The 25,445-nt window shown below is 67.7% G+C and carries 31 protein-coding genes and 1 tRNA gene; 23 read left to right on the top strand and 9 right to left on the bottom strand.

The genetic code is table 11. The features are described 5' to 3' along the window. Positions 1–29: 29 nt before the first annotated feature. The gene (locus tag V6M51_RS14690; protein ID WP_332768301.1) at positions 30–935 is read right to left on the bottom strand and encodes a flagellar motor protein MotB; all 906 of its coding nucleotides are present in this window, start codon (positions 933–935) and stop codon (positions 30–32) included. 85 nt (positions 936–1,020) lie between these two features. On the opposite strand from V6M51_RS14690, the gene V6M51_RS14685 reads away from it, so the two are divergent. Further along, entirely contained in the window at positions 1,021–1,881 is an 861-nt protein-coding gene (locus tag V6M51_RS14685) for an NAD(P)-dependent oxidoreductase (protein WP_332768300.1), read from the top strand. On the opposite strand, the gene hemB is transcribed toward V6M51_RS14685, so the two are convergent. After that, positions 1,878–2,894, bottom strand: coding sequence for a porphobilinogen synthase (gene hemB, locus V6M51_RS14680; RefSeq protein WP_332768299.1), 1,017 nt, complete (start codon positions 2,892–2,894; stop codon positions 1,878–1,880). The two genes, V6M51_RS14685 and hemB, sit on opposite strands and share 4 nt — an antisense overlap. A 128-nt stretch (positions 2,895–3,022) precedes the next feature. On the opposite strand from hemB, the gene V6M51_RS14675 reads away from it, so the two are divergent. The 3 genes from V6M51_RS14675 (at position 3,023) to hemA (ending at position 6,337) form a co-directional block, all read left to right on the top strand. After that, complete coding sequence (locus V6M51_RS14675; protein ID WP_332768298.1) at positions 3,023–4,075, top strand: enoyl-CoA hydratase/isomerase family protein; 1,053 nt, start codon at positions 3,023–3,025, stop codon at positions 4,073–4,075. A gap of 79 nt (positions 4,076–4,154) precedes the next feature. Then, positions 4,155–4,868, top strand: coding sequence for a class I SAM-dependent methyltransferase (locus tag V6M51_RS14670; protein ID WP_332768296.1), 714 nt, complete (start codon positions 4,155–4,157; stop codon positions 4,866–4,868). Positions 4,869–5,107: 239 nt separating this feature from the next. Continuing rightward, positions 5,108–6,337: a 5-aminolevulinate synthase gene (gene hemA, locus V6M51_RS14665; protein ID WP_332768294.1), complete on the top strand. Its 1,230-nt coding sequence runs from the start codon at positions 5,108–5,110 to the stop codon at positions 6,335–6,337. 151 nt (positions 6,338–6,488) lie between these two features. Here the strand turns inward: hemA and V6M51_RS14660 are convergent, their stop codons facing one another. After that, complete coding sequence (locus V6M51_RS14660; protein WP_332768293.1) at positions 6,489–6,920, bottom strand: MucR family transcriptional regulator; 432 nt, start codon at positions 6,918–6,920, stop codon at positions 6,489–6,491. Positions 6,921–7,096: 176 nt separating this feature from the next. Between V6M51_RS14660 and glyA the strand changes: the two genes are divergently transcribed. The 7 genes from glyA to thiL all read left to right on the top strand — a co-directional run bounded on the left by glyA (position 7,097) and on the right by thiL (position 12,167). Continuing rightward, positions 7,097–8,386: a serine hydroxymethyltransferase gene (gene glyA / locus V6M51_RS14655; RefSeq protein ID WP_332768291.1), complete on the top strand. Its 1,290-nt coding sequence runs from the start codon at positions 7,097–7,099 to the stop codon at positions 8,384–8,386. Between the two features lie 42 nt (positions 8,387–8,428). After that, positions 8,429–8,902 carry a transcriptional regulator NrdR gene (gene nrdR, locus V6M51_RS14650; RefSeq protein WP_254833343.1) on the top strand — a complete coding sequence of 158 codons (474 nt, stop codon included), beginning with the start codon at positions 8,429–8,431 and terminating at the stop codon, positions 8,900–8,902. 144 nt (positions 8,903–9,046) lie between these two features. After that, positions 9,047–9,691, top strand: a complete 645-nt coding sequence (locus V6M51_RS14645) for a RibD family protein (RefSeq protein WP_332768289.1) — start codon at positions 9,047–9,049, stop codon at positions 9,689–9,691. Beyond that, the gene (locus V6M51_RS14640) at positions 9,692–10,282 is read left to right on the top strand and encodes a riboflavin synthase (protein ID WP_332768287.1); all 591 of its coding nucleotides are present in this window, start codon (positions 9,692–9,694) and stop codon (positions 10,280–10,282) included. A 25-nt stretch (positions 10,283–10,307) separates the two neighbouring features. After that, on the top strand, positions 10,308–10,775 hold the full coding sequence (gene ribH / locus V6M51_RS14635) for a 6,7-dimethyl-8-ribityllumazine synthase (RefSeq protein ID WP_332768285.1): 468 nt from the start codon (positions 10,308–10,310) through the stop codon (positions 10,773–10,775). Beyond that, positions 10,772–11,242: a transcription antitermination factor NusB gene (gene nusB, locus V6M51_RS14630; RefSeq protein ID WP_332768283.1), complete on the top strand. Its 471-nt coding sequence runs from the start codon at positions 10,772–10,774 to the stop codon at positions 11,240–11,242. Before ribH ends, nusB begins: the two co-directional genes overlap by 4 nt. Further along, positions 11,226–12,167 carry a thiamine-phosphate kinase gene (thiL, locus tag V6M51_RS14625; protein ID WP_332768281.1) on the top strand — a complete coding sequence of 314 codons (942 nt, stop codon included), beginning with the start codon at positions 11,226–11,228 and terminating at the stop codon, positions 12,165–12,167. Before nusB ends, thiL begins: the two co-directional genes overlap by 17 nt. Before the next feature lie 109 nt (positions 12,168–12,276). On the opposite strand, the gene V6M51_RS14620 is transcribed toward thiL, so the two are convergent. Next, positions 12,277–12,849, bottom strand: coding sequence for a GNAT family N-acetyltransferase (locus V6M51_RS14620; RefSeq protein ID WP_332768279.1), 573 nt, complete (start codon positions 12,847–12,849; stop codon positions 12,277–12,279). A 22-nt stretch (positions 12,850–12,871) separates the two neighbouring features. Here V6M51_RS14620 and V6M51_RS14615 point away from each other — a divergent pair, with 22 nt between their 5' ends. Both V6M51_RS14615 and V6M51_RS14610 read left to right on the top strand, forming a co-directional pair. After that, positions 12,872–13,330, top strand: a complete 459-nt coding sequence (locus tag V6M51_RS14615) for a hypothetical protein (protein WP_332768277.1) — start codon at positions 12,872–12,874, stop codon at positions 13,328–13,330. A 209-nt stretch (positions 13,331–13,539) separates the two neighbouring features. Beyond that, complete coding sequence (locus V6M51_RS14610; RefSeq protein ID WP_332768275.1) at positions 13,540–15,672, top strand: sodium-translocating pyrophosphatase; 2,133 nt, start codon at positions 13,540–13,542, stop codon at positions 15,670–15,672. Between the two features lie 203 nt (positions 15,673–15,875). Here V6M51_RS14610 and V6M51_RS14605 read toward each other — a convergent pair whose 3' ends face one another. After that, complete coding sequence (locus tag V6M51_RS14605) at positions 15,876–16,361, bottom strand: outer membrane protein assembly factor BamE (protein WP_371129856.1); 486 nt, start codon at positions 16,359–16,361, stop codon at positions 15,876–15,878. A gap of 105 nt (positions 16,362–16,466) precedes the next feature. On the opposite strand from V6M51_RS14605, the gene V6M51_RS14600 reads away from it, so the two are divergent. The 6 genes from V6M51_RS14600 (at position 16,467) to V6M51_RS14575 (ending at position 20,471) form a co-directional block, all read left to right on the top strand. Further along, the gene (locus V6M51_RS14600) at positions 16,467–16,997 is read left to right on the top strand and encodes a ubiquinol-cytochrome C chaperone family protein (protein WP_332768272.1); all 531 of its coding nucleotides are present in this window, start codon (positions 16,467–16,469) and stop codon (positions 16,995–16,997) included. Beyond that, positions 16,994–17,515: a YceD family protein gene (locus V6M51_RS14595; protein WP_332768270.1), complete on the top strand. Its 522-nt coding sequence runs from the start codon at positions 16,994–16,996 to the stop codon at positions 17,513–17,515. Before V6M51_RS14600 ends, V6M51_RS14595 begins: the two co-directional genes overlap by 4 nt. A gap of 82 nt (positions 17,516–17,597) precedes the next feature. After that, positions 17,598–18,644 carry a phosphate acyltransferase PlsX gene (gene plsX / locus V6M51_RS14590; protein ID WP_332768269.1) on the top strand — a complete coding sequence of 349 codons (1,047 nt, stop codon included), beginning with the start codon at positions 17,598–17,600 and terminating at the stop codon, positions 18,642–18,644. Continuing rightward, positions 18,645–19,625, top strand: coding sequence for a beta-ketoacyl-ACP synthase III (locus V6M51_RS14585; protein ID WP_332768268.1), 981 nt, complete (start codon positions 18,645–18,647; stop codon positions 19,623–19,625). A 119-nt stretch (positions 19,626–19,744) separates the two neighbouring features. After that, positions 19,745–20,047 (top strand): integration host factor subunit alpha, encoded by a 303-nt coding sequence (locus V6M51_RS14580; protein ID WP_056734135.1) that lies wholly within the window; start codon positions 19,745–19,747, stop codon positions 20,045–20,047. A gap of 13 nt (positions 20,048–20,060) precedes the next feature. After that, on the top strand, positions 20,061–20,471 hold the full coding sequence (locus tag V6M51_RS14575) for a MerR family transcriptional regulator (RefSeq protein WP_332768266.1): 411 nt from the start codon (positions 20,061–20,063) through the stop codon (positions 20,469–20,471). On the opposite strand, the gene V6M51_RS14570 is transcribed toward V6M51_RS14575, so the two are convergent. Continuing rightward, a complete protein-coding gene (locus V6M51_RS14570; protein ID WP_332768264.1) occupies positions 20,468–20,941 on the bottom strand; it encodes an SRPBCC family protein in 474 nt (157 codons plus the stop codon). The two genes, V6M51_RS14575 and V6M51_RS14570, sit on opposite strands and share 4 nt — an antisense overlap. Before the next feature lie 77 nt (positions 20,942–21,018). Here V6M51_RS14570 and V6M51_RS14565 point away from each other — a divergent pair. Continuing rightward, positions 21,019–21,095, top strand: a tRNA-Pro gene (locus tag V6M51_RS14565). 19 nt (positions 21,096–21,114) lie between these two features. Here the strand turns inward: V6M51_RS14565 and V6M51_RS14560 are convergent. Together V6M51_RS14560 and V6M51_RS14555 are read right to left on the bottom strand one after the other, a co-directional pair. Further along, complete coding sequence (locus V6M51_RS14560; protein WP_254833328.1) at positions 21,115–21,315, bottom strand: DUF2842 domain-containing protein; 201 nt, start codon at positions 21,313–21,315, stop codon at positions 21,115–21,117. 33 nt (positions 21,316–21,348) lie between these two features. Continuing rightward, complete coding sequence (locus V6M51_RS14555; protein WP_332768263.1) at positions 21,349–21,597, bottom strand: GlsB/YeaQ/YmgE family stress response membrane protein; 249 nt, start codon at positions 21,595–21,597, stop codon at positions 21,349–21,351. Positions 21,598–21,740: 143 nt separating this feature from the next. Here V6M51_RS14555 and V6M51_RS14550 point away from each other — a divergent pair, with 143 nt between their 5' ends. After that, positions 21,741–22,772, top strand: coding sequence for a COX15/CtaA family protein (locus V6M51_RS14550; protein WP_332768262.1), 1,032 nt, complete (start codon positions 21,741–21,743; stop codon positions 22,770–22,772). Here V6M51_RS14550 and V6M51_RS14545 read toward each other — a convergent pair. Beyond that, entirely contained in the window at positions 22,769–24,202 is a 1,434-nt protein-coding gene (locus V6M51_RS14545) for an alkaline phosphatase PhoX (protein ID WP_332768260.1), read from the bottom strand. The genes V6M51_RS14550 and V6M51_RS14545 overlap by 4 nt on opposite strands. A 214-nt stretch (positions 24,203–24,416) precedes the next feature. On the opposite strand from V6M51_RS14545, the gene rplM reads away from it, so the two are divergent. Continuing rightward, complete coding sequence (gene rplM / locus V6M51_RS14540; protein ID WP_254833324.1) at positions 24,417–24,890, top strand: 50S ribosomal protein L13; 474 nt, start codon at positions 24,417–24,419, stop codon at positions 24,888–24,890. 5 nt (positions 24,891–24,895) lie between these two features. Beyond that, positions 24,896–25,366 carry a 30S ribosomal protein S9 gene (gene rpsI, locus V6M51_RS14535; RefSeq protein WP_309646096.1) on the top strand — a complete coding sequence of 157 codons (471 nt, stop codon included), beginning with the start codon at positions 24,896–24,898 and terminating at the stop codon, positions 25,364–25,366. Positions 25,367–25,445 lie beyond the last annotated feature (79 nt).

Below are 25,445 nucleotides of genomic sequence, written 5' to 3'. Positions count from 1 at the left end.
AGCTCCCAAACGTCACAGGCCGAGCTCGATCATTGGAGTCCGCTGTCCGGGGGCAGGACCGGGGCTTCGCGCAGCAGCACGATGGCGATGCGGCGGTTTCCGGCCAGGGTGGGGTCGTCCGGGTACAGCGGCTCGGAATTGGCCTTGCCCGACACCTGGTAGACGCGGTCGGGATCGACGCCGGCGGCCTGCAGCACCCGGCGCGAGGCGTCGGCGCGGCCGCTGGACAGCGACCAGTCGCCATCCGGCTTGGCCCCCGAGGCGCTGACGCTGGTGTGGCCGGAGACGGTGACGCGGTTCGGCAGGCGGTTGATGATCTTGGCGACGGCGCGCAGCAGCAGCTTGGCGCGGTCGTTGGGCTGGGCCTGGCCGGTGTTGAACATCGAGCGGCCTTCCTGGTCGATCAGTTGGATGCGCAGGCCTTCCGGCGTCTGGTCGATGAGGATGTTCTTCGAGAGTTCCGCCAGTTCGGGCATGTCCTGCAGCGCCTGGCGAAGGGACTGGGCGGCCGAGGCGAACGCCGCCTCCTCGCGCTTGGCCAGGGCCTCGCGCAGGGCTTCCTCGGTGGTCTGGGGCGAGATGTCCTTGCCGGCCTCCATCGAGCTGCCGTTGTCCTGGACCTTCGACTCGGGCGCCTTGTCCTCGATGATCGACATGGAGCCGGCGCCCTTGGCGCCGTCATCGCCGAGCGCCGTGCCGCCCAGGATGCCCCCCGAGCCGGACGTGGTCTCCGAGACGCTGGCCGGCGCGAAATAGTCGGCGATGCCGCGCTTCTGTTCCGGGCTGGTGGTGTTGATCAGCCACATCAGCAGGAAGAAGGCCATCATGGCGGTCACGAAGTCCGCATAGGCCACCTTCCAGGCGCCGCCATGGTGGGCGTGCCCGGAGACCTTCTTGACCTTCTTGATCAGGATTGGGGCTTCGCCCACAGCCATGACTCGACCCCGGTGACTCTGATTCCATCGCAAGGTGGACGGGGCTCGTTAAGATGGCGTTGAGCGTATTGAATCGGGGACGTGCATGAAGGTCGCATTCGTCGGACTCGGGGTGATGGGTTTCCCCATGGCGGGCCATCTGGCCAAGGCCGGCCATCAGGTGGCGGTGTTCAACCGCAGCCCCGAGAAGTCCGTCCGCTGGGTGGCGACTCATGGCGGACGGGCGGGTGTGAGCCCGGCCGAGGCCGCCGCCGGAGCTGAGATCGTCTTCCTCTGCGTTGGCAATGACGACGACGTGCGCGGCGTCACGGCCCAGGTCCTGCCGGCCATGGCCGATGGCGGGATCGTCGTGGACCACACCACCACCTCGGCCACCGTGGCCCGCGAGATGGCGGACCGGGCGGGGCAGGGCGGACGCTGGTTCGTGGACGCCCCGGTTTCCGGCGGCCAGGCGGGCGCGGAGAACGGCCAACTCACGGTCATGTGCGGCGGCGACGCCGCGGCCTATGCCCGCGCCGAACCGGTGATCTCAGCCTTCGCCAAGGCGGTGCGGCGGATGGGTGGGCCCGGCGCGGGCCAGCTCACCAAGATGGTCAACCAGATCTGCATCGCCGGGATCGTCCAGGGCCTGGCCGAGGGCCTGCACTTCGCCAGGCGCGCGGGCCTCGACCCCGCCGAGGTCTATGAAGCGATCTCCAAGGGCGCGGCTCAGTCCTGGCAACTCGACAATCGCTGGAAGACCATGAGCGAGGGGAAGTTCGACTTCGGCTTCGCCGTCGACTGGATGCGCAAGGACCTGGGCCTGGTGCTGGACGAGGCCGGGGCCAACGGCGCGACCCTCGACATGACCGCCATGGTCGACGGCTTCTACGCCGAGGTGCAGGCTTCGGGCGGCGCCCGCTGGGATACGTCCAGCCTGGTGACGCGGTTGGAAAAGCCCAGCTAGGCTCCGAGCAGCCGCGCCGCTCGCGGGGCGAAATAGGTGATCACGCCGGCCGCCCCGGCGCGCTTGAAGCCGCCCAGGCTTTCCAGGATGGCGCGTTCCTCGTCGATCCAGCCGTTTTGGGCCGCGGCCATGATCATCGCGTACTCGCCGGAGACCTGGAAGGCGAAGGTCGGCATGGCGAAGGCCTCGACCACCCGGCTGACGATGTCGAGATAGGGCATGCCAGGCTTGACCATGACCATGTCGGCGCCCTCGGCGATATCCAGGGCGACCTCGCGCAGCGCCTCGTCTGAATTGGCCGAGTCCATCTGGTAGGTCTTCTTGTCGCCGGGATTGCCGACAGAGCCGGTCCCCAGCTTGCCCGAGCCGATGGCGTCCCGGTACGGGCCGTAGAAGGCCGAGGCGTACTTGGCCGCGTAGGACATGATCATCACGTCCTGCAGGCCTGCGCCCTCCAGGGCCTGGCGCAACGCCCCGCAGCGCCCGTCCATCATGTCGGAGGGGGCGAGGATGTCGCATCCGGCTTGCGCCTGCATCAGGCCCTGCTGGACCAGTCGCTCGATGGTCGGATCGTTGAGGATCTTGCCGTTCTCGATCACGCCGTCGTGGCCGTGGTCGGTGAAGGGGTCGAGCGCCACGTCGCACATGATGCCGACCTCGGGGGCCGCGTCCTTCATGGCCTTGATGGCGTTGGCGATGACGCCGTTGGGATCGTGGGCCATCAGGCCCGAGGCGTCCTTCTTGGCGCCGTCGATGTGCGGGAAGATGGCGATGGCCGGAATGCCGAGCTTCCGGGCCTCCACCGCGGCCTTGGCGGCCTCCTTGACCGACAGGCGCGAGACGCCCGGCATGGACGCCACGGGAACCTCGCCGTCGCCCTCATGCACCACCATCGACCAGATCAGGTCGGCGGGAGTCAGGACGCTTTCACGCACCAGCCGGCGGATCCAGTCGGCCTGGCGCAGGCGGCGAAGTCGCAGGGCGGGATAGGCGGCGAGGGGGGCTCGGGTCATGATCCCGCGCTGTGACCGATCCTTTGGCCATGCGCAAGTCTTGAGGCGTTCCTGACCTGTTTCCGATGGTGGTCGCAATCGGGTGTGATAACGGCGGATCGATACTCCCGACACGAGGCTTGGCGACCATGACGGACGACGTTCTCACCCGCATCGAAGGCAAGGTCGGGCGCATCACGCTCAACCGGCCCCAGGCGCTGCATGCGCTGAACACCGCCATGTGCCGGGCGATCACCCAGGCCCTGCTGGACTGGCGCGACGATCCGGCCGTCGAGCTGGTCCTGCTGGACCATTCGGGCGAGCGCGGCTTCTGCGCCGGCGGCGACATCCGCATGCTGGCCGAGAGCGGGGCGGGGGACGGCAAGGCGGCGCGGGAGTTCTTCTTCGTCGAGTACCGGCTGAACCACCTGCTGTTCGGCTACGCCAAGCCTGTCGTCACGATCATGGACGGCATCACCATGGGCGGCGGAGTCGGCCTGGCCATGCCCTCGGGCTACCGGGTGGCCACGGAGAAGACCACCTTCGCCATGCCCGAGACCGGGATCGGCCTGTTCCCCGACGTGGGCGGCGGCTGGTTCCTGCCGCGCATGCCCGGCCATATCGGCCTGTGGCTGGCGCTCACCGGCGCGCGGATCAAGGCCGCCGACTGCGAGTTGGTGGGCGTGGCCACCGACTTCGTGGAAAGCGCCAGGATTCCCGAGCTGAAGGCCGCCATCGTCGCCGATCCGGCCGCCCTCGAGACGATCCTGACGGAGTTCGAGGCCGACGCCGGTCGTCCGCCGCTCGCCGCCCACCAGGACGAGATCGACCGGATCTTCGGCGCCGACAGCGTCGAGGCGATCCTGGCGGCGCTCGAGGCCGCCGACAGCGACTGGGCCCGCGAACAGCTCAAGGTGCTGGCCACCAAGTCGCCCCAGACCCTGAAGGTCGCCTTCCGCCAGCTCCGGCTGGGCGGGGCGGTTGCGAGCTTCGCCGACAACATGGCCATGGAATACCGGATCGGCGCGCGGGTGGTGCAGCGCCACGATTTCCTCGAAGGCGTGCGCGCGGTGATCGTGGAGAAGGATAACGCCCCGTGCTGGAACCCGGCCACGCCGGAAGAGGTCGATGAGGCGATGCTGGACGCCATATTTGCGCCTCTACCTTACGATGAGGAATGGTCGCCCCTACCTACGCAATGACGGCGACCGGAAGAGCGCGCCGATGGGAGAGAGACCGATGAAACGCAGTCTTCTTTTGGCCGCTTGCGCGGCGTTCGTCATGTCCGCCGCCTCCGTCGAGGCCGCCCCCTCCGCAGCGGTCGCCGCCGCCGTGGCCGACAAGGGGCGCCCGGAGGCCGACACCAAACGCGACGCCGATCGCAAGCCGGCCGAGATGCTGGAATTCGCCGGGGTGAAGCCTGGTCAGAAGGTGGCCGACTTCATCCCCGGCGGCGGCTATTTCACGCGCATCTTCGCCAAGACCGTCGGGCCCAAGGGCAAGGTCTATGCGGTGATCAACCAGCCGCCGCCCAATGCGCCCCCGCCGGCCGCACCGCCGCCGATCCGCGCGGTGGCCGCCGATCCGGCCTATGGCAATATCGAGGTAGTGCAGGCCGGGTTCACGGCCTTCGCGCTGCCGGAGCCGGTGGACGTGTTCTGGACCGCCCAGAACTATCACGACCTGCACCTGAAGCGCTTCAACCTGGACGTCGCGTCGGTCAACAAGCAGATCTTCACCGCCGTGAAGCCGGGCGGCTACTACATCATCGTCGATCACGCGGCCCCCGCGGGAACGCCGGTCGAGGCCGCCGACACGGTCCACCGCATCGACCCAGCCATCGTCAAGGCCGAGGTCGAGGCCGCGGGCTTCAAGTTCGTCGACGAGAGCAAGGTCCTGCGCAACGACAAGGACGACTATTCCAAGACCGTGTTCGACCCCAGCCTGCGGGGGCATACCGATCAGTTCATCTATAGGTTCAGGAAGCCCGGCTAGGCTGCTCGGGGACCGAAACGGCCGCGTTGAGAGGCTGCTCTTTCAGGATCCCGCGACCGCCAGTCGCGGGATTCAATGTTACCTACGATCACAAACCTTGTGCGCCCGGTCATGAAATCTGATCGTCTGTGACATTGCGCAATGTGGACAATCGGCTTTTGCGGCGCGATAAGCCGAACTGAATAAGGGGACCGCTCGCGGCGAGAGATCGTCGATCGCCAAGGGCGGAGTTCAAGTCGATGGATTACAAGGACGCCTTCCGCTCAGCCCTCGAACGAGTCCGTTCGGAAGGCCGTTATCGGGTGTTCGCTGACCTCAAGCGCCATCGCGGCCAGTTTCCGCGCGCCACCTGGACCCAGACCGACGGGACCCAGGCGGACGTGACGGTCTGGTGCTCGAACGACTATCTGGGCCAGGGCCAGAACCCCCTCGTGCTGGACGCCATGCACAAGGCCATCGACGAGGCCGGGGCGGGTTCGGGCGGCACACGCAACATCTCGGGCACCACCCACTACCATGTTGAGTTGGAGCACGAGCTCGCCGATCTGCACGGCAAGGAAGCCGCGCTGCTGTTCACCTCCGGCTATGTCTCCAACGAGGCCTCGCTCTCGACGCTCTACAAGATCCTGCCCGGCCTGATCATTTTCTCTGACGAGCTGAACCACAATTCGATGATCTCCGGCATCCGGGCCGGCGGTCGCGACAGCCGCCGGGTGTTCCGCCACAACGACCTGGAACACCTGGAGCAACTGCTGATCGAGGCGCCTGCCGACGCCCCCAAGGTCATCGCCTTCGAGAGCGTCTATTCCATGGACGGCGACATCGCCGACCTGCCGGGCACTGTGGCGCTGGCCAAGAAGTACGGCGCCATGACCTATCTGGACGAGGTCCACGCGGTCGGCATGTATGGCCCCCGCGGCGCGGGTGTGGCTGAGCGCGACGGGGTGATGGCGCAGATCGACATCATCGAGGGCACGCTGGGCAAGGCGTTCGGGGTCATGGGCGGCTACATCGCCGCCGACGCGATGATCGTCGACGCCATCCGCTCCTATGCCGACGGCTTCATCTTCACCACCTCGATCCCGCCGGCGCTCGCCGCCGGCGCGGTGGCCTCGATCCGCTATCTGAAGGACCACAACGAGGTCCGCATCGCCCATCAGGAGCGCGCCGCGACCCTGAAGGCCCGGCTGCTGAAGGCCGGTCTGCCGGTGATGCCGTCGGTCAGCCACATCGTCCCTGTCCTGGTGGGCGACGCGGTTCACTGCAAGATGATCTCCGACATCCTGCTGGCCGAGCACGGGATCTATGTGCAGCCGATCAACTACCCGACCGTGCCGCGCGGCACGGAGCGCCTGCGCTTCACCCCGTCGCCGGCTCACACGGACGACATGATGGAATACCTGGCCGGGGCGCTCGAGACGCTCTGGGTCCACTGCAACATCGCCCGCGTCGGGGGCGTGGCCGCCTAGACCTTGAGATTCGAGCCGCGCGGGCGCATACCCGCGCGGTGTTCAACACATTCGGAGACCCCCAGGGTTCGCTGATCAAAACCTAGCGGCCGGTCCGCTTATTCACCATCTGGATCCCCGCGTTCGCTGGGACCACCGAGCCCTAATGCGGTTACTTCCCGCGGCGGACGCCTCGCCCAAGGCCGATCTTCTTGGCGAAATCGCTGCGCCGCGCGGCATAGGCCGGGGCCACCATCGGATAGTCGGGCGGCAAGCCCCAGCGGCGGCGGTAGTCGTCAGGGCTCATGTCGTATCGCGAGCGCAGATAGCGCTTCAGCATCTTCAACTTCTTGCCGTCCTCCAGGCAGACGATGAAGTCGCTCTGGATCGAACGGTTGATCGGGACGGCGGGTTTGGCCCGCTCCTCCGGCTGCGCGACGGCCGCGCGACCCAGCGACTCCAGCGCGCCATGTACGGACCTGATAATGTCGGGAACGGCGTCCACCGAGACGGCGTTGCGGCTCACATAGGCCGAGACGATATCGGCGCCGAGGCGCAGCAACTCTTCGCCCGAACGACCCTCGGGTTCGACGTCCATACTCATACAAAGCCCCCTGACTGCGCGACATTCACGGCCGCAAGGCCGCGCACGCGCGCACCTCCGGTCCGCCAGCAACGCCCGGACGTCGAGTTTGTTCCCAGGATTTGGTTCACCCGGCCTAAGGCGCTAAAGAGCGCCCCTGGCCTCCGCCCCTCCCAAGATTCCCGAAAGCCACGCCCATGACCGTCCATACCCAGGCTCCTGCCGACGCCTTCTTCTCCGCCCGCGTCGCCGAGGCCGACCCCGACATCGCCGCCGTGCTGTCGCGCGAACTGAAGCGCCAGCAGGATCAGATCGAGTTGATCGCGTCCGAGAACATCGTCTCGCGCGCGGTCATGGAGGCCCAGGGCTCGGTCCTGACCAACAAGTACGCCGAGGGCTATCCCGGCAAGCGCTACTACGGCGGCTGCGAGGTGGTGGACATCGCCGAGGAGATCGCCATCGCGCGGGCCAAGCAGATCTTCGGCTGTGAGTACGCCAATGTGCAGCCGCACTCGGGCAGCCAGGCCAACCAGGCGGTGTTCATGGCCACCATGAGCCCCGGCGACACCTTCATGGGCATGGACCTGGCGGCGGGCGGCCACCTGACCCACGGCAAGAGCGTCAATCAGTCGGGCAAATGGTTCCGGCCCGTGGCCTATTCGGTCCGCCAGCAGGACCATCTGATCGACTACGACCAGGCCGCCGAGGTGGCCCTGGCCGAAAAGCCCAAGGTGATCATCGCCGGCGCCTCGGCCTATAGCCGCCACATCGATTTCGCCCGCTTCCGCGAGATCGCCGACAGCGTCGACGCCATCCTGATGGTCGACATCGCCCACTATGCGGGCCTGGTGGCCGGCGGAGTCTATCCAAACCCGTTCCCGCACGCCCATGTGGTGACCACCACGACCCACAAGACCCTGCGCGGTCCCCGCGGCGGCATGATCCTCACCAACTCCAAGAAACTGGCCAAGAAGATCGACTCCGCGGTGTTCCCCGGGCTGCAGGGCGGCCCGCTGATGCACGTGATCGCCGCCAAGGCCGTGGCCTTCGGCGAGGCGCTGAAGCCGGAGTTCAAGCTCTATGCCCGCCAGGTGATCGACAACGCCCGGGCGCTTTCCGACAGCCTGCAGACCGCCGGCTTCAAGATTGTCTCCAACGGCACCGACAGCCACCTGATGCTGGTCGACCTGACGCCGAAGGGCGTGTCGGGCGCCGACGCCGAGGTCGCCCTGGAGCGGGCTCACATCACCACCAACAAGAACGGCATTCCCTTCGATCCGCTTCCCCCGATGCAGACCTCGGGCCTGCGGGTCGGAACCCCGGCGGGCACCACCCGCGGCTTCGGACCCGGCGAATTCCGCCAGGTCGGGACCTGGATCGGCGAGGTCCTGGACGGCCTTTCCAAGGGCGGCGACAATTCCGCCGTCGAGGCCAAGGTGCGTGATGAGGTGTTGGCGCTCACGAAACGCTTCCCCATCTACGGCTAGACCCTGTATCTGGGGGCTAGGTAGGCCAGGAGGGGCTACATCATGCGCTGCCCATTCTGCGGTCACGCCGAGAGCCAGGTGAAGGACAGCCGTCCGTCGGAAGACGGCGCGGCCATCCGCCGCCGTCGCCTCTGCCCGGAGTGCGGCGGCCGCTTCACCACCTTCGAGCGGGTGCAGCTGCGCGAGCTGACCATCCTCAAGCGGTCGGGGCGGCGCACGCCGTTCGAGCGCGACAAGCTGGCCCGCTCGATCGCCATCGCCACCCGCAAGCGGCCCATCGAGCCGGAACGCATCGAGCGGATGATCTCGCTGATCGCCCGCCAGCTTGAGAGCATGGGCGAGACCGAGCTCGCATCGTCCGTGGTCGGCGAACTGGTCATGAAGCAGCTCAAGAGCCTCGATGACGTGGCCTATGTCCGCTACGCCTCGGTCTACCGCGACTTCCGCGAGGCCGGCGAGTTCGCGACCTTCCTCGGCGAGGAGGGCCTGAGCGAGGCCTCCGAGGATGAGCGGTAGCCCACTTTTCCCTCCTCTTTATGGGGAGGGACAGGCGGCGAAGCCGCCAGGGTGGGGAGGTCCGGCAATCTGCGCGGGAGCTTCAGAAAGCCCCACCCTCGATCCCTTCGGGATCTGCCCTCCCCATAAAGGGGAGGGAAAAGAATGACGATCACCCTCAAGCTTGCCACCTCGCTGGATGGCCGCATCGCCACGGCGACGGGCGAGAGCCGCTGGATCACCGGGCCGGAGGCGCGCGAGGCCGTGCATCGGCTGCGCTCGGAGCACGACGCGGTGGTGGTCGGGGTCGAGACTGCGCTCGCCGATGATCCCGAACTGACCGTCCGCTTGCCCGGCTGGACCGGCCCCCAGCCCGCCCGCGTTGTGTTGGATAGTCGACAGAGGCTGGCCGACGGCTGCAAGCTGGTCGCCACGGCCCGCGATATCCCGACCTATCTGGTGTCCACGACCCCGCCGGAGCCTCGCCTGACCGACGCCGGCGTCCGGGTCCTGCAGGTCCAGGCGGTCGGCGAGGAACGTCCGGCGTTGCGTGACGTGGTGGAAACCCTGGCAAGGGAAGGGTTGTCGCGGCTGTTCGTCGAGGGCGGCGGCCAGGTGGCGGCGAGCTTCCTCCGCTGCGGGCTGGTGGACCGGCTGGAATGGTTCCGGGCCCCCGTGGTGATCGGCGGGGAGGGGCGGCCGGGGATCGGCGCCCTGGCGGTGGCCGCCCTGGCCGACGCGCCGAGGCTGCGGCGTCTTGAAGTCCGGGAGGTCGGCGCCGACCTCTGGGAGCGTTATGAGAGGGTCTGAATGTTCACCGGGATCGTCACCGATGTGGGCCGCGTCCGCGCTGTCCGTGACACCAACCGCGACCGCAGGTTCGAGGTGGAGACCAGCTTCGACCTCTCCACCGTTGATATCGGCGCCTCGATCAGCCACGCCGGCTGCTGCCTGACCGTTGTGGAGAAGGGCGAGGGCTGGTTCGCCGTGGAGGTTTCCGGCGAGACCCTGTCGATGACCACCCTCGATGAGTGGAAGGCCGGCGACCCGGTCAATCTGGAGCGCGCCGCACGGGTCGGCGACGAGCTGGGCGGCCACATCGTTTCCGGCCATGTGGACGGGGTGGGGGAGGTGATCTCCATCGAAAGCGAGGGCGGCTCGCACCGGGTCCGGGTCCGCGCGCCGCGTCCGCTGCACCGCTTCATCGCGCCCAAGGGTTCGATCACCATGCAGGGCGTGTCCCTCACCGTGAACGAGGTCGAGGACGACGTTTTCGGGGTGAACCTGATCCCCCACACCTGGGATGTGACCACCTTGGGCAGGCTCAAGGTCGGCAGCCGCGTGAACCTGGAGATCGATATGCTGGCGCGCTATCTCGCCCGCTGGCGCGAAACGGCCTAAAGGGTCGCTTCGAAAAGGACTTCACATGCTCGAAGAGAAAATCCGCATCCTCGTGGTCGAGGCGCGCTTCTACGACGATCTGGCCGACGAGCTGCTGAAGGCGGCCGCCGACGTGATCACCGCCCATGACGCCGAATACGACGTGATCAGCGTCCCCGGCGCCCTGGAGATTCCCGGCGCCATCGCCATCGCCGAGGAGGGCGGTCATCGTCCGGCCGGCCGCCGCTATGACGGCTATGTGGCGCTGGGCACGGTGATTCGCGGCGAGACCTATCACTTCGAGATCGTCTCCAACGAGTCCGCGCGCGGGCTCATGGATTTGGCCATCGGCAAGCGCCTGGCCATCGGCAACGGCATCCTGACCGTCGAGGACGGCGACCAGGCCTGGGCGCGGGCGCGGGCGAGCGAGGGCGACAAGGGCGGCGGCGCGGCGCGCGCGGCGCTCGAGATGATCGCGCTCAAGCGCCAGCTGCTCGGCCAGGCCGTCCGATGAGCGGCACGGTCCACAGCATGCGTTCCGTGGCCCGGCTGGCCGCGATCCAGGCCCTCTACCAGATGGAAGTCTCCGGCGCGGGCGTCGAGGCGGTGATCCGCGAGTTCGCCGACCATCGGTTCGACCGCGGCGTGGAAGGCGACGAGGCCACCGAGGGCGACACCCTGGCCAGCGCCGACGAGGCGTTCTTCGCCGAATTGGTGCGCGGCGTGGTCGGCGCCCAGCGCGAGATCGACAGCGCCGTGGTGAAGCGCCTGGCCGCCGGCTGGCGGCTGGAGCGGCTGGACGCCACGGTCCGGGCCATCCTGCGCGCCGGCGCCTTCGAGCTGGCCCATCGCGCCGACGTGCCCACCGAGGTGGTGATCGACGAATATGTTGAGCTCGCCAAGTCGTTCTTCGAAGGCCCGGAGCCGGGCTTCGTGAACGGCGCCCTGGACGCGGTGGCTCAGGATGTCCGGCCCAGATGAATTCGAGCAGATCGCCCGCCTCTACCGCCCGCTGACCAAGGGGGCGGCGGAGGCCTTCGATCTGTTGGACGACGCCGCGGCGATCCCCTCGCGCCCGGGGTTCGACCTGGTGATCACCAAGGACGCCATGGTCCAGGGCGTGCATTTCCTGAGCGACGAGGCTCCGGGCCTGATCGCGCGCAAGCTGCTGCGGGTGAACCTCTCCGATCTGGCCGCCAAGGGGGCCGAGCCCTACGGCTATTTCCTGGCGGTCGCCTGGCCCCCCAGCTTCGGATGGTCGGAGCGCCAGGCTTTCGCCGCCGGACTGGCGCAGGACGGCGCCAACCTGGTCCTGCTGGGTGGCGACACCGTCTCGACGCACGGGCCGCTGATGGTCTCCCTGACCATGCTGGGCTGGGTCCCGGCGGGCAGGATGATCCGCCGGGCCGGCGCCAGGGCTGGCGATCTTGTCATGGTCAGCGGAACCATCGGCGACGGCTGGCTGGGCCTGGCCGCGGCGCGGCGCGAGTTGGACGACCCGGACGGCTACCTGGCCGATCGCTACCGCCTGCCGACGCCAAGGCTGGACCTGCGCGCGGCCTTACGGGACCAGGCCAAGGCCGCCGCCGACGTGTCGGACGGCCTGATCGCCGACGCCGGCCACATCGCCCGGGCCAGCGGGGCCGGACTGCGGCTGAACCTCGATCGCCTGCCGCTGTCTCCGGCCGCCCACCGGTGGCTGGGCCTCCAGGACGACCGCGCCGCGGCCCTGCGCGCCCTGGCCTCGGGCGGGGACGATTATGAGATCGTCTGCGCCGTGGCGCCGGACGCTGTCCGCATCCCAGGCCTGACCCTCATCGGCGAGATCGTAGCGGGCGCCGGCGTCGAGGTGCTGGTCGATGGCGTTCCGATCGAGCCGGGCGCCGGCGGCTGGTTGCACAGCTAGACCCTTTCCGGGTCAGATGGAATCATCTGACCGGATGAAAAGGGTCTATCTTCAAAAGTTTAGAGCGTGACGGGCGCCTGAACCGGTATCCACTTCAGGCTGTCACGCTCTAGTCGCCGCGGATCCGGGCGTAGAGGTAGCAATCCTCGGGATCCTCGGTGCTGAACCCGGCTTTTCGCAGCAGCGCCTCGCGGACATAGCCGCAGCGCTCGGCGATCCGCCAGGACGCCTCGTTCCAGGTCTCGATGATCAGCTGCAGCCGGAAACAGCCGGGCCGCTCGGCGAACAGCAGCTCGGTCAGCAGGCGCGTGGCCTCCGAGGCATAGCCTTTGCCGCGATCGGCCGGGTCGTGGACGATGTAGCCCAGCTCATAACCGTGGATGACGGGGCTGGAACGGTAGAATTGCATCGTGCCGACCATTCGGCCGCCGACGTTCTCGACAATGGCCACCGCGCCGGAGTCCTCCAGCCAGAGCCCCGTCGCGGCGTGCACGGCCTGGAGCCGGGGCAGTTCGGTGAGCGGCTCGGTGATCGAGACTGTGAAGAGGTGAGGGGCGATCTGCGGAAGGTCGTCCGCCTCGATGCGTCGGAGACTGACCGACCTGCCTTCTGAAATACGGATCCTGCGGGTCCTCGATATGGGCGCTTCGTCGAGGATGCCGGGCCGGCAAGGATGCGGCAACCATATTCGGCGAGGATGCCCCATGCTCCGCCGCCGCCTCATCGCCATCGCGTTCGCCACCCTCTGCGCCGGCCCCGCGCTGGCCGCCGAGGAGAAGGCCGCGCCCAAGGATGTCGGCCAGTATGTCGACCTCTCGCCGGTGGCCCTGCCCATCGTGGTGGATGGCAAGCTGATCAACTACGTCTTCGTTTCCGTCCGTGTGGTGCTGACCACCTCGGCCAACACCGCCAAGCTTCGGGAGCGCGAGCCCTATTTCCGCGACGCCCTGGTCCGGGCCGGTCATCGGACGCCTTTCACCAGCCCCAAGGACTATATGAGCGTCGATGCGGCAAGGCTGCAGGCGACCATGATGCGCGAGGCCGTGGCCATTGCTGGGCCGAAGGACATCAAGGCCATCACCATCACCTCTCAGGCGCCCAAGCGCCGGATCGCCCCGCCCAAGGCCGCCGGACCGCGCGGCGCCGCTGAAATCCGCCCCTAGCCCGCGCCCGGCTTCCGTCGCGTCGCCCGAACCTTGGTCAACAGGGCGTTGCACGCGCCCGTTACAACTGGCAACGTCCCGCCCACGATAAGGGGCGGCGGATCCACGACGTCCCAATACTGGGGAAACCATCAGGGCCTGGAACGCCGTCGGCCGCCTCTCGGGGCGGGGTCGGCCAACTCCGTGCAATCCATAGGGGCGCTTAAACTATGAGTTCTGAGACTACGCTTTGGCTGGTGATCGCCGCCGGCTTTCTGGCCGTGCTCTACGGAGTGCTTCAGACGCTGTCCCTGTTGCGGGCCTCGCCCGGCAATGCGCGGATGCAGGAGATCGCCGCGGCGATCCAGGAAGGCGCGCAGGCCTATCTGAACAAGCAATACACCGCCATCGCCATGGTGGGCGCGGTCATCCTCGTCGCGGTCGGGTTCCTGATCGGCTGGTACGCGGCCGTCGGCTTCCTGGTTGGGGCGACCCTGTCGGGCCTCGCCGGCTTCGTGGGAATGCTGATCTCGGTGCGGGCCAATGTCCGCACCGCCCAGGCGTCCTCCGAGAGCCTCGCCAAGGGCCTGTCCCTGGCGTTCCGCTCGGGCGCCATCACCGGCATGCTGGTGGCGGGTTTCGCCCTGATCGGGGTGGCGGGCTACTTCGCCGTGCTGACCCAGGTCCTGGGGCTTGAGAACACCAGCCGCGATGTGGTCGACTCCATGGTCGCGCTCGGTTTCGGCGCCTCGCTGATCTCCATCTTCGCCCGTCTGGGCGGCGGCATCTTCACCAAGGGCGCCGATGTCGGCGGCGACATGGTGGGCAAGGTCGAGGCCGGCATTCCGGAAGATGACCCGCGTAACGCCGCGACCATCGCCGACAACGTCGGCGACAATGTCGGCGACTGCGCCGGCATGGCCGCCGACCTGTTCGAGACCTATGCGGTGACCACCGTCGCCACCATGGTGCTCGCGGCGATCTTCTTCCGCGACAACGCCACCGTCGTCACCAACATGATGCTGCTGCCGCTGGCCATCTGCGGCGTCTGCATCGTCACCTCGATCCTGGGAACCTTCGCGGTGCGCCTGGGCAAGAACAACAACATCATGGGGGCCCTCTATCAGGGCCTGATCGTCACCGGCGTCCTGTCGGTGGGCGCGATCTACTGGGTCGTGACCTCGCTGGTCCCTGAGCCGCTCACCGTGGGCGACAAGACCTTCGACGCCATGAGCCTGTTCTGGTGCGGCATCGCCGGCCTCGCGGTGACCGCCCTGATCGTGGTGATCACCGAGTACTACACCGGCACGGGCTTCCGTCCGGTGAAGTCGGTGGCCAAGGCCAGCGTCTCCGGCCACGGCACCAACGTGATCCAGGGCCTGGCCATGTCGCTGGAATCCACCGCGGCCCCGGCCCTGGTGATCATCGCCGGCATCATCGTCACCTATGGCTTCGCCGGCCTGTTCGGCATCGCCATCGCCACCACCTCGATGCTGTCCCTGGCGGGCTTCATCGTCGCTCTCGACGCCTTCGGCCCGGTCACCGACAATGCCGGCGGCATCGCCGAGATGGCCGGCCTGCCGCCGGAAGTGCGCGTCACCACCGACGCGCTCGACGCCGTGGGCAACACGACCAAGGCGGTCACCAAGGGTTACGCCATCGGTTCGGCGGGCCTCGGCGCCCTGGTGCTGTTCGCCGCCTATACCGAGGACCTGAAGTACTTCGCGGCCAACGCCACCCCCGGCTCGTTCTTCGACGGCCTGGGCGCGGTCGCCTTCGACCTCTCCAACCCATACGTCGTGGTCGGGCTGCTGTTCGGGGGGCTGCTGCCCTTCCTGTTCGGCGGTATGGCGATGACCGCCGTGGGCCGTGCGGCCGAGGCCGTGGTCGAGGAAGTCCGCCGTCAGTTCCGGGAAAACCCCGGCATCATGACTGGCGAGGTCAAGCCGGAATACGGCCGGGCCGTGAGCATCCTGACCAGCGCCGCGATCCGGGAAATGATCGTTCCCAGCCTGCTTCCGGTGCTGTCGCCGATCGTCCTGTTCTTCGTGATCCAGACCATCGCGGGCAAGGTCAACGCCTTCGCCTCGCTGGGCGCCATGCTGATGGGGGTGATCGTCACTGGCCTGTTCGTCGCCATCTCGATGACCTCGGGCGGCGGCGCCTGGGACAACGCCAAGAAGCTGATCGAGGAAGGTCACTATGGCGGTAAGGGATCCGAGGCCCACAAGGCCGCGGTGACCGGCGACACCGTCGGCGACCCCTACAAGGACACCGCGGGTCCCGCGGTGAACCCGATGATCAAGATCACCAACATCGTGGCCCTGCTGCTGCTGGCGGTCCTGGCCCACTCGGCCGGCTAGTCCGACCGACGACGACCAAAGAAGACGCCCCGGAGAGCGATCTCCGGGGCGTTTTTCGTTTCTTCTCCCTCCCCCTTGTGGGGAGGGCAGACCGCGCAGCGGTCGAGGGTGGGGCTTTCCGAAGCTTGCGCGCAGGTGACCGAACTCCCCACCCTGGCGGCTTCGCCGCCGGTCCCTCCCCATAAAGAGGAGGGATAAGGAAACTACCGGCGATCGCCCGGGCGATTGCCTGGCGCGTTCTCGTCCTCGTTCGGCAGCATGGTGCCGCGTCCGACATTGCCCAGCAGCTGTTCGAGAATGGTCAGCTCGCGCCCGCGCGTCGGGGTCTCGCGGCCGTTGAAGGCGATGACCTTGCCGTCCTTGAGCGTCATGGTGTCGACGGTCTTCACCAGCTCGGTGTCCTTGTCGAAGGTCACGGCGACCACATTGCGCGAGGTGACCACCGGCCGGCGGAAGGCGACGCGCTCCTTCACCTGGTCGATATAGAACCAGACATTGGGATCGAAGGTCGAGGTGGCCGAGGGCGAGCCGAGGCTGGCCCGGACGGTGGACTTGGTGTCGGTCCCCACCTTCACGTCCTTCGGATTGGCCTCGATGGCCTGGAATCCGGAATAGGTGGTGATCGGCGCGCAGGCGGTCGTCGCCATGAGGCAACCAGCAAGTGCGACAAAGGCGACGCGACGAAACATGTGCGAACCGGACCTGTTCATTTGTTCGAGACTTTGACCTATCGGTCGCGGCCCCTTAGTTCAATGCCGCCTGTAGCTGCGCCTGAGGGCGAAATCGAGGCCTGAATGTTCCTGGACCGCTTCTTCCGTCCCCGGACCGCGCAAAACGCGGGTCGGAAGCTCTATGCCGGCGTGGTCGCCCAGGCCCGTACGCCCAGCCTCTACGCCGACCTGGCCGCCCCGGATACGGTCGAGGGCCGCTTCGAGCTCTACACCGCCCACGTCTTCCTGCTGCTCGACCGTCTGAAAGGGCAGGGCCCCCGCGCCGCCGAGACCTCCCAGGCGCTGTTCGACACCTATCTCAGCGCCCTGGACGACGCCCTGCGCGAGATGGGGGTCGGCGACGTCTCGGTCGGCAAGAAGATGCGCAAGCTGGGCGAGGCCTTCTATGGCCGCGTGAAGTCGTATGAGACCGCCTTCCAGGCCTTGCCGGACAATGGTCCGCTGGAGGCCCTGCTGGTCCGCACGGTCTATGCCCAGGGCTCGGCCGAACACGCCCCGCAATTGGCCGTCTATGTCCTGGCGCGCCGCGCCTCTCTGGCCGGACAGCCGCTGGACGCCCTCTTGGAGGGCGACGTCGATTGGGGGCGCGCATGAGCGACTGGACCCACCTGATTCGGCTGGGCGAGCTGGCCCGCGGTCCCATCGAGGTCCGACTGGCGCCCGACGAGGCCGTTCGCGCCGCCCTGGCCAAGGAACTGCTGCTGGACAGCCTGCCCGCCCTGGTCGCCGACCTTCGGGTCCGGCCCTGGCTGGATGGCGCCGAGATCACCGGCCGCTTCACCGCCACCGTCGGCCAGATCTGCGGGATCAGCCTCGACCCCTTCGAACAGCAGCTGACCGGCGAAATCGCCCTGCAGATGGTTCCGGCGGGAAGCCCGAACGCCTACGGCGAATCGGAAGGCGGCGAACTGGCGCTGGATCTCGAGTCCCCCGACCCGCCGGACGTGCTGGAGAGCGACGAGATCGACCTCGCTCATATCCTGGTGGAGCACCTGGCCCTGGAGATCGATCCCTTTCCCCGCAAGCCGGGGGCGGAGTTCAACTACACGCCGGACACGCCGGAGGAGTCGCCCTTCGCCGTGCTCAAGGCGCTGAAAAAGGACGGGGAGTGACCCCGTCGTTTGCATCGCCTGGGGGCGGCGCTATCCTGCTGAAGCTTTCCGGCGCGACCGCCGCGAGGGGTGAAGCGACGCCGTGATCAGGTCCCTGGCCATCTCCATTGACGCCATGGGCGGCGACCACGGTCCTTCCGTGGTGGTCCCCGGCGTGCTGCTCGCGGCCAAGGAAGCGCCGAACCTCAGATTCATCCTGCACGGGGACGAAGCCGCGATCCGCACCCAGTTCGGGGCGGCCCTGCCGGGCCAGGTCGAGATCCGCCACGCCGAGCGGGTCATCGCCATGGACGAGAAGCCAGCCCAGGCCCTGCGTCGCGGCAAGGGCACCTCCATGTGGGCCGCGGTCGAGGCGGTGAAGGCCGGGGAGGCGGCGGCGGCGGTCTCGGCCGGCAATACCGGCGCCCTCATGGCCATCTCCCTGCTGCTGCTGCGGATGAGCGTCGACGTGGACCGGCCCTGCCTGGTGGTGGGCTGGCCCGGAACCAAGGGAATCACAACGGTCCTCGATGTCGGCGCCAATGTGGATTGCGACGCCGAACGCCTGGTGGAGTTCGCCATCATGGGCGAGGCCTTCCACCGCGCCGCCCACGGGGTGGCCAAGCCCACGGTGGGCCTTCTGAACGTGGGCTCCGAGGACATGAAGGGCCACGAGGAGGTTCGGCAGGCCCATGCGATTCTTCGCGGCGGCCAGTTCGACCTCGACTATCGCGGCTTCGTTGAGGGCGACGGCCTGTCGCGCAATGTTGTCGACGTGGTGGTCACCGACGGCTTCACCGGAAATATCGCGCTGAAGACCGCCGAAGGTACGGCCCGTTACCTGGGCGGCGAGTTGCGCGCGGCGCTCACCGGAACCATCCTGTCGAAGCTGGGGGCCCTGCTGGCGCGCCCTGGTCTGTTGAAATTCCGCGAGAAACTGTCCCCCGACGCCGCGGCGCCATTGCTCGGCCTCAATGGGGTGGTGGTGAAGAGCCATGGCGGCGCGGCGGATCGCGATATCGCCGCGGCGATCCGCATGGCGTCCAAATTGGCGCAAAGCGACTTCGCAGCGGAGATCGAACGGAATATGACCCGGCTCACCGCCGCGGTGGCCGAACACCAGCCGCCGGCCGTCGATGGAGCCGCCTGAGTGACGAAAGTTCTGCGTAGCGTTGTGACCGGCGTCGGCGGCTATCTGCCCGACGAGGTGGTCACCAATGCCGACCTGGCCAAGTTTGTCGACACCAGCGACGAGTGGATCATCGAACGGACCGGCATCCGCCAGCGCCACCGCGCCGCTCCGGACCAGGCGGTGTCGGACCTGGCCGTGGAGGCCGCCCGCCGCGCCCTGGCCGCCGCCGGCAAGACCGCCGCCGACGTCGACCTGATCGTGGTGGGCACCACCACCCCGGACCTGACCTTCCCGGCGGTGGCCACCATCGTTCAGCGCAAGCTGGGATGTCCGGTCGGCGTGGCCTTCGACGTCCAGGCGGTTTGCTCAGGCTTTGTCTACGCCCTGTCGGCGGCCGACGGCTTCGTGGCCCGCGGTCGCTCGAAGTGCGCCCTGGTCATCGGGGCCGAGACCATGACCCGGCTTATGGATTGGACCGACCGCGGCACCTGCGTGCTGTTCGGCGACGGGGCAGGCGCCGTGGTGGTCGAACCCATGGAAGGCGAGGGGACCACCGCCGATCGCGGCCTTCTGGGCTTCGCGCTTCGCGCCGACGGCACCAAACAGGACCTGCTCTACGTGGACGGCGGGGTTTCCACCAACGGCCAGATCGGTCACCTGCGGATGCAAGGCAATCAGGTGTTCCGCCACGCCGTGGTGAACATCTCCGAGGCGGTGTTCGCCGCGGCCGCCGACGCCCGCATCGAGATCGCCGACGTCGACTGGTTCATCCCCCACCAGGCTAACCAGCGCATCCTGGAGGGCGTGGCCAAGCGCGTGGGCATCACCCATGACAAGGTGATCTCCACGGTCGCCGAGCACGCCAACACCTCGGCCGCCTCCATTCCCCTGGCGCTCGCCAAGGGCGTCGAAGACGGCCGGATCAAGCCTGGCCAGATGCTCCTGCTGGAAGCCATGGGCGGCGGCCTGACCTGGGGCGCCTGCGTTATCCGCCTCTAGGCGCAAGCCCATTGCTTGGGCGTACGGACAATTGAACGCTTGAAGCCTTTGACTTGATGCGACAATCAGGTCATGACGGAAGTCTAGACCAGTATGGATTGTTCGAGGGCGGGGGCTCCATGAAGGGCGCTACGGTGACACGGGCCGACCTGTGCGAGGCGGTGCACGAAGAGGTGGGGCTGACCCGCCAGGACTGTTCCGAGCTGGTCGAGCGGACTCTGGAGTTGATGGCCCAGGCCCTGGAGCGCGGGGAGCAGGTCAAGCTCTCCGGATTCGGCGTCTTCCAGGTCCGCGCCAAGCGCGCCCGGATGGGGCGCAATCCGAAGACCGGCGAGCCGGCGGCCATCGAGCCGCGCCGCGTGATCGGCTTCCGGGCGTCCCAGGTCATGAAGGCGCGGGTGGACCGCGCCCTGGCGAAGTGACGTAAGGCCCCCCGTGGCCAAGGGCCCCGACGCCTTTCGGACCATCTCTGAAGCAGCTGACGAGCTGAACGTGCCGCAGCATGTTCTGCGGTTCTGGGAGACCAAGTTCTCCTTCATCCGCCCCATGAAGCGCGCGGGTGGCCGCCGGTTCTACCGGCCCCAGGACATTCAGGTGCTGCGCGGCGTGCGCGGCCTGCTGCACGACCAGGGCTACACCATCAAGGGCGTGCAGAAGCTGCACAAGGATCAGGGGCTGAAGCGCCTGCTGGACGCCGCCTCGGGCGGGATATCCGCCCCCGCCGCCAACCACGGCCTCGATGTCGGCGCCAATCGCCTGAGCGAGGAAGGCCGCGAGCGGCTGCAGGGCGCCCTCGACGACCTGGAAGCCGCCAAGGCGCGGCTGGACAGGCTGTTGAACCGCTAGGCGCGCCGCGCGAAGTCGGCGAAGGCGTCCAGGATCAGCGGCCAGCCGTCTTCCGAGGCCATTTCCCGGCGATAGTCGGCCGCGCCTTCGCCGTGGCGTTCGAAGCCGGCATGGGTGAGGCGCACGATCGTTCCGTCCTCGCCGTCAGGGGCGAAGGCGACCTCGACCTGGCTGGCCTGATGGGGGTCCGGCTGCGGGGCGCTGTCCGGACCGATCTGCCAGAGGAAGACGATGCGGCGGCCGGGCTCGATAGCCACCATCCGCCCCCAGTCCACATGAAAGCCTTCCGGCCCCAGCTCGTAGCAGAAATCCCCCGGCGCGGCGCCCAGCGCGATGGTCTGCAGGCCGTCAGGGCCGGAATAGGTGTATTCCTCCGGCCACCATTCGCCGAACCCCTCGGTGAACAGCGCGAAGGCGCGATCCGGCGGAACCCCGACCGTCACCGTTTCCTCGATGGGCAGGCCGCTCATGATCACCTCCAGGCCCAGCGTCGATTTTCGCCCTTGCCCTGCCGTCGCAAGCGTCTAGAAGGGCCGCTCGCCGATGTCGGAGCGTAGCGCAGCCTGGTAGCGCACTTGACTGGGGGTCAAGGGGTCGCAAGTTCGAATCTTGTCGCTCCGACCATCGGCGATTTCCGAAGACCCTATTGCCGGCCCCGGTTCATCCACGAGATGAGCGGTAGGATCGGCACGCCCCAGGCCAGGCCCGCCACGGCGTAGAAGCCCAGCTGCGCGGCCCAATGGGCCGGCAGGCGCTCGCCGATCATCACCACGGCCCAGGCGTAGAGCGCCAGGAAGCCGACAATGCCGATACCACCGATGAATTTCCTGACCCGTGCGCTCATGAGCGGGGTATAGGCGCCCGACCCTGCCGCGGTCTAGCGGCGCTTGAGCAGGCCCAGCAGGAACAACAGGATGATCGCACCCAGCGTGGCGATCACGAAGCTGCCGATCCAGCCGCCGAAGCTGATCCCGAGCATGCCGGCGACGAAGCCGCCCAGCAGGGCGCCCACCACGCCGACCGCGAGGTTGGTGAGCAGACCGTGGTTCCGCTTCATGACCTTCTCGGCGACCCAACCGGCCAAGATGCCGATCACGATCCAACCGATGATTCCGACGCCGCTCATGCTTTAGCCCTCTCTGAAGTCCAGGTTGGCGTAATGCGGCGCAGCTTGCCGGGTTCCAATTGCGTGCGCCCCGTGGACTGTGGGGCTGAAGTCCGGTAGCCGGTCGCCGTAAGAACGCCTCGAACCTACACGACTTTTCCCCCATGACCTCCTTTCTCCGTTCCGACCGGTCCACGCCCGTCGCCATATGGTTGTTGATCGTCGCCGCCATGGTGGTGGCCATGATTGTGGTCGGTGGGGCGACGCGACTTACCGACTCCGGCCTTTCGATCACCGAGTGGAAGCCGGTCACTGGCGCGATCCCGCCCTTGTCGGACCGGGACTGGTCGGAAGAGTTCGCCCGCTACCGGGAGATCCCCCAATACCAACAGCTCAATCGGGGCATGACGCTGGCGGCGTTCAAGTCGATCTACTGGTGGGAGTGGAGCCATCGGTTCCTAGGCCGGCTGATCAGCGTGGTCTTCGCCGTGCCCTTTGTCTGGTTCCTGGTCCGTCAGGAGTTGCCCAGGCGGCTGATCTGGCGCTGCGGGGGTCTGTTCGTCTTGGGCGGCCTGCAGGGCGCGGTCGGCTGGTGGATGGTGGCCAGCGGCCTGTCTGAGCGGGTCTCGGTCGCGCCTGAGCGGCTCGCCGTCCATCTGGGCCTGGCCTTCGCCCTGCTGGGCGGCCTGATCTGGACGGCGTTGGACGCCTGGACCGGTTCGCCGCGCCAGACGATCACCGGGCCCTGGACGCGGCGGGCCTTCGCGCTGATCGGGCTGATCTATCTTCAGATCCTGCTGGGCGCCCTGGTGGCCGGCAATGACGCGGGGTTCGTCTACAACGACTGGCCGATGATGAACGGCGCCCTGGTCCCCAAGGACTATGCAGGCGACAGCCTCTGGGCGACCCTGGCCCACAGCCAGGGCGCGGTGCAGCTGCATCACCGGCTGGCGGGCTATCTGCTGGTCGCGGCCGGGGTGGCGGTCGCGGTCGGCGCCTGGCGCTCGCGCTACCTCAACGACGACTCGCGAATCATCGCCTTGGCGGTCGCCGTGACGATCGGCCTGCAGGCGATCCTCGGGATCGCCACCCTCATGCTGGGCGTGCCCATCTGGCTAGGCGTGCTGCATCAGGTCTTCGCGGCCCTGGTGCTGTCCCTGGCCGTGGCCTTCGCCTGGCGGGTGCGCCGGCCCTAACCCTTGAAACTGTCCCACGGCCCGGTGATCGCGAGCGTGCAGCCGGGCGTGTAGATGTTCACGAACAGGGTCGAGCCGTCGGGCGAGAAACAGACCCCCGCCAATTCCGAAGAGCCGCGCACCTTGCCGGTCCCCATCTGGGCGTTGCGACCCATGGCGTAGACCTGGCCGGCCGGCGTGATCCCGCGCAGATAGTTGGTGCCGCCCTGCTTGTCCTCGCAGGCCATGATGTGGCCCCAGGGGGCGATGACGATGTTGTCGGCCATCTCCATGAAGCGGATGTCGCTCGGCTCGACGAAAAGCTGCAGCCGGCCTGGCTTGTCGGCCTCGCCGGGCTGGCCTTCGTCGGGGCTAGGCACGTAGCGCAGCACCTGGCCGTGGAACTTGGGGCCGCCACTGGTGCAGGTGAAATAGAGCTCGCCCTTGCCGAAATAGATCCCCTCGCCGCGGGCGATCCATGAGGCGCCCGCCGCCTGGCCGCGATGACGCAGATCGTTGTTTGCGTTGTCGACGCCGTCGAGGTCGATCCAGCGGACGGTCTTCCAGTCGCCGGGCTTCCAGGAGACCGAGTCCCAGTTGCGCACGTCGCTCCCGTCCGTGGCGGCGAGCGCCTGCAGCTTGCCGCCTGCGTGGGGCCGGCGCTTGTCGTTGGGCAGGTAGCGATAGAACAGGCCGCGTCCGTCGAACTCGTCCTCGGTCATGTAGATCACCCCTGTGCGGGGATCGACGGCGCAGGCCTCGTGCTGGAAACGCCCCATGCCCCTGATCGGCACGGGATCGGCCAGGCCGCGCAGGCCCGAGGGCACCTCGAACACCCAGCCGTGGTCCTTCCGGGTCGTCTGGCCGGGGCGGATCTTGACCTCCTCGCAGCTCAGCCAGGACCCCCAGGGCGTGACGCCGCCGGCGCAGTTGGTGGCGGTCCCGGCCAGGCTGAGGTGGTGGGTCTTCAGCTCGCGCTTGCGGGTGTCATAGATGAGGGTGGTGGTCCCACCGCCGAGCGGGAGGCCCGCCAGGTCGGTGTCGTAGAATCGGTCGGCGGCGATCTTGGGCGCCAACACGCGGTCGGCGCCAAAGGCGGTGATCTGCAGATCGCGGGGCGGGGGGCTGATCTCGTGGTTGCGGACCAGGGCCACCTGGTTCCGGCCGGCCCGGAAGCAGCCCATGCCGTCCATCTTGCCCGGAGTCAGGAAGCCGTCGTCCATGGGATCGCCGGTCTTGGAGATCACCTTGTAGGAAAAGCCCTCAGGCAGGTCGAAGATCTCCGCCGGGTCGCGTTTGAGCGGGCCGTAGCCGGTCACCTGGCTGGCGTAGCCGGGCGCCGAGAAGCCGTCGGGGTCCGGCGCGGCCTCGGCGTAGGCCAGGCGAGAGAGGCCCGCGAAGGCGGCGGTGGCCGCCGCGGCTTGGAGGAACTGGCGTCTGGACGCGAACATGAAGAATCCCGGCTTGGCTTCGTTAGGCGATCAGACCATAGAAGCGCGACAGAGGGATGGCGCGGTATTATGATACCTATTTCTGCAATCCGTTGCTGGGCAACGTTTTGCGCGCATCGTCACGCCAGAAGTTGTTGACAGGCGCTCAGGAGCCAAGTACTAGCGCGCCTCTCGTCGGGATCGATCGGTCCCGCCAACTTACGGACCGTTCCCCATGATGAAGACGACGGCTTCGCTGAAGCCCGCCGACGTCACGAAGAAGTGGATCGTGATCGATGCCGAGAACGCCGTCGTTGGCCGTCTCGCCTCGTTCATCGCCATGCGTCTTCGCGGCAAGCACCGCCCCGACTACACCCCGCACGTCGATTGCGGTGACTATGTCGTCGTGCTCAACGCCCACAAGGTGAAGTTCACGGGCAAGAAGCTCACGGACAAGACCTACTACTGGCACACCGGCCACCCGGGCGGCATCAAGGAACGCACCGCGGACAAGATCCTCGGCGGCAAGTTCCCCGAGCGCATCCTGGAGAAGGCCGTCGAGCGCATGCTGCCGAAGGAAAGCCCGCTGGCCCGCAAGCAGATGACGCACCTGCGCATCTACAATGCCGGCGAGCACCCGCACGAAGCTCAGAACCCCGAGACCATCGCGTTCGCCGACCTGAACGCCAAGAACGTGCGGAGCAAGTAAGCCAGATGTCCGACACTCAAGGCTTCGAGGCCCTGCAAAGCCTCTCGTCCAATCCCGACGTCGCCCCGGCCGAGCCGAAGATCGACGCCCTGGGCCGCGCCTACGCCACCGGCAAGCGCAAGAACGCGATCGCTAAGGTCTGGATCAAGCCCGGCAAGGGCAAGATCACGATCAACGGCCGCGACCAGGAAGTCTATTTCGCCCGCCCCGTGCTGCGCATGATGATCGCCCAGCCTTTCCAGGTCACCGACCGTGAAGGCCAGTTCGACGTCATCGTCTCGGTGGAAGGCTCCGGCCTGTCCGGCCAGGCCGGCGCGATCCGCCACGGCCTGTCCAAGGCGCTGACCTATTACGAGCCGGGCCTTCGCCCGGTGCTGAAGCCGCACGGCTTCCTGACCCGCGACAGCCGCGTGGTCGAGCGGAAGAAGTACGGCAAGGCCAAGGCCCGACGCAGCTTCCAGTTCTCGAAGCGCTAAACCCGCGCGCGAGCACTCGCGTTTGGAGGGGCGCTTCGGGAAACCGAAGCGCCCCTTCTGCTATCTGGCATCCGAGTTC

Source organism: Phenylobacterium sp. (assembly GCF_036677185.1).
Classification (GTDB): domain Bacteria; phylum Pseudomonadota; class Alphaproteobacteria; order Caulobacterales; family Caulobacteraceae; genus Phenylobacterium.
This window is presented reverse-complemented; position numbering and strand designations above follow the sequence as displayed.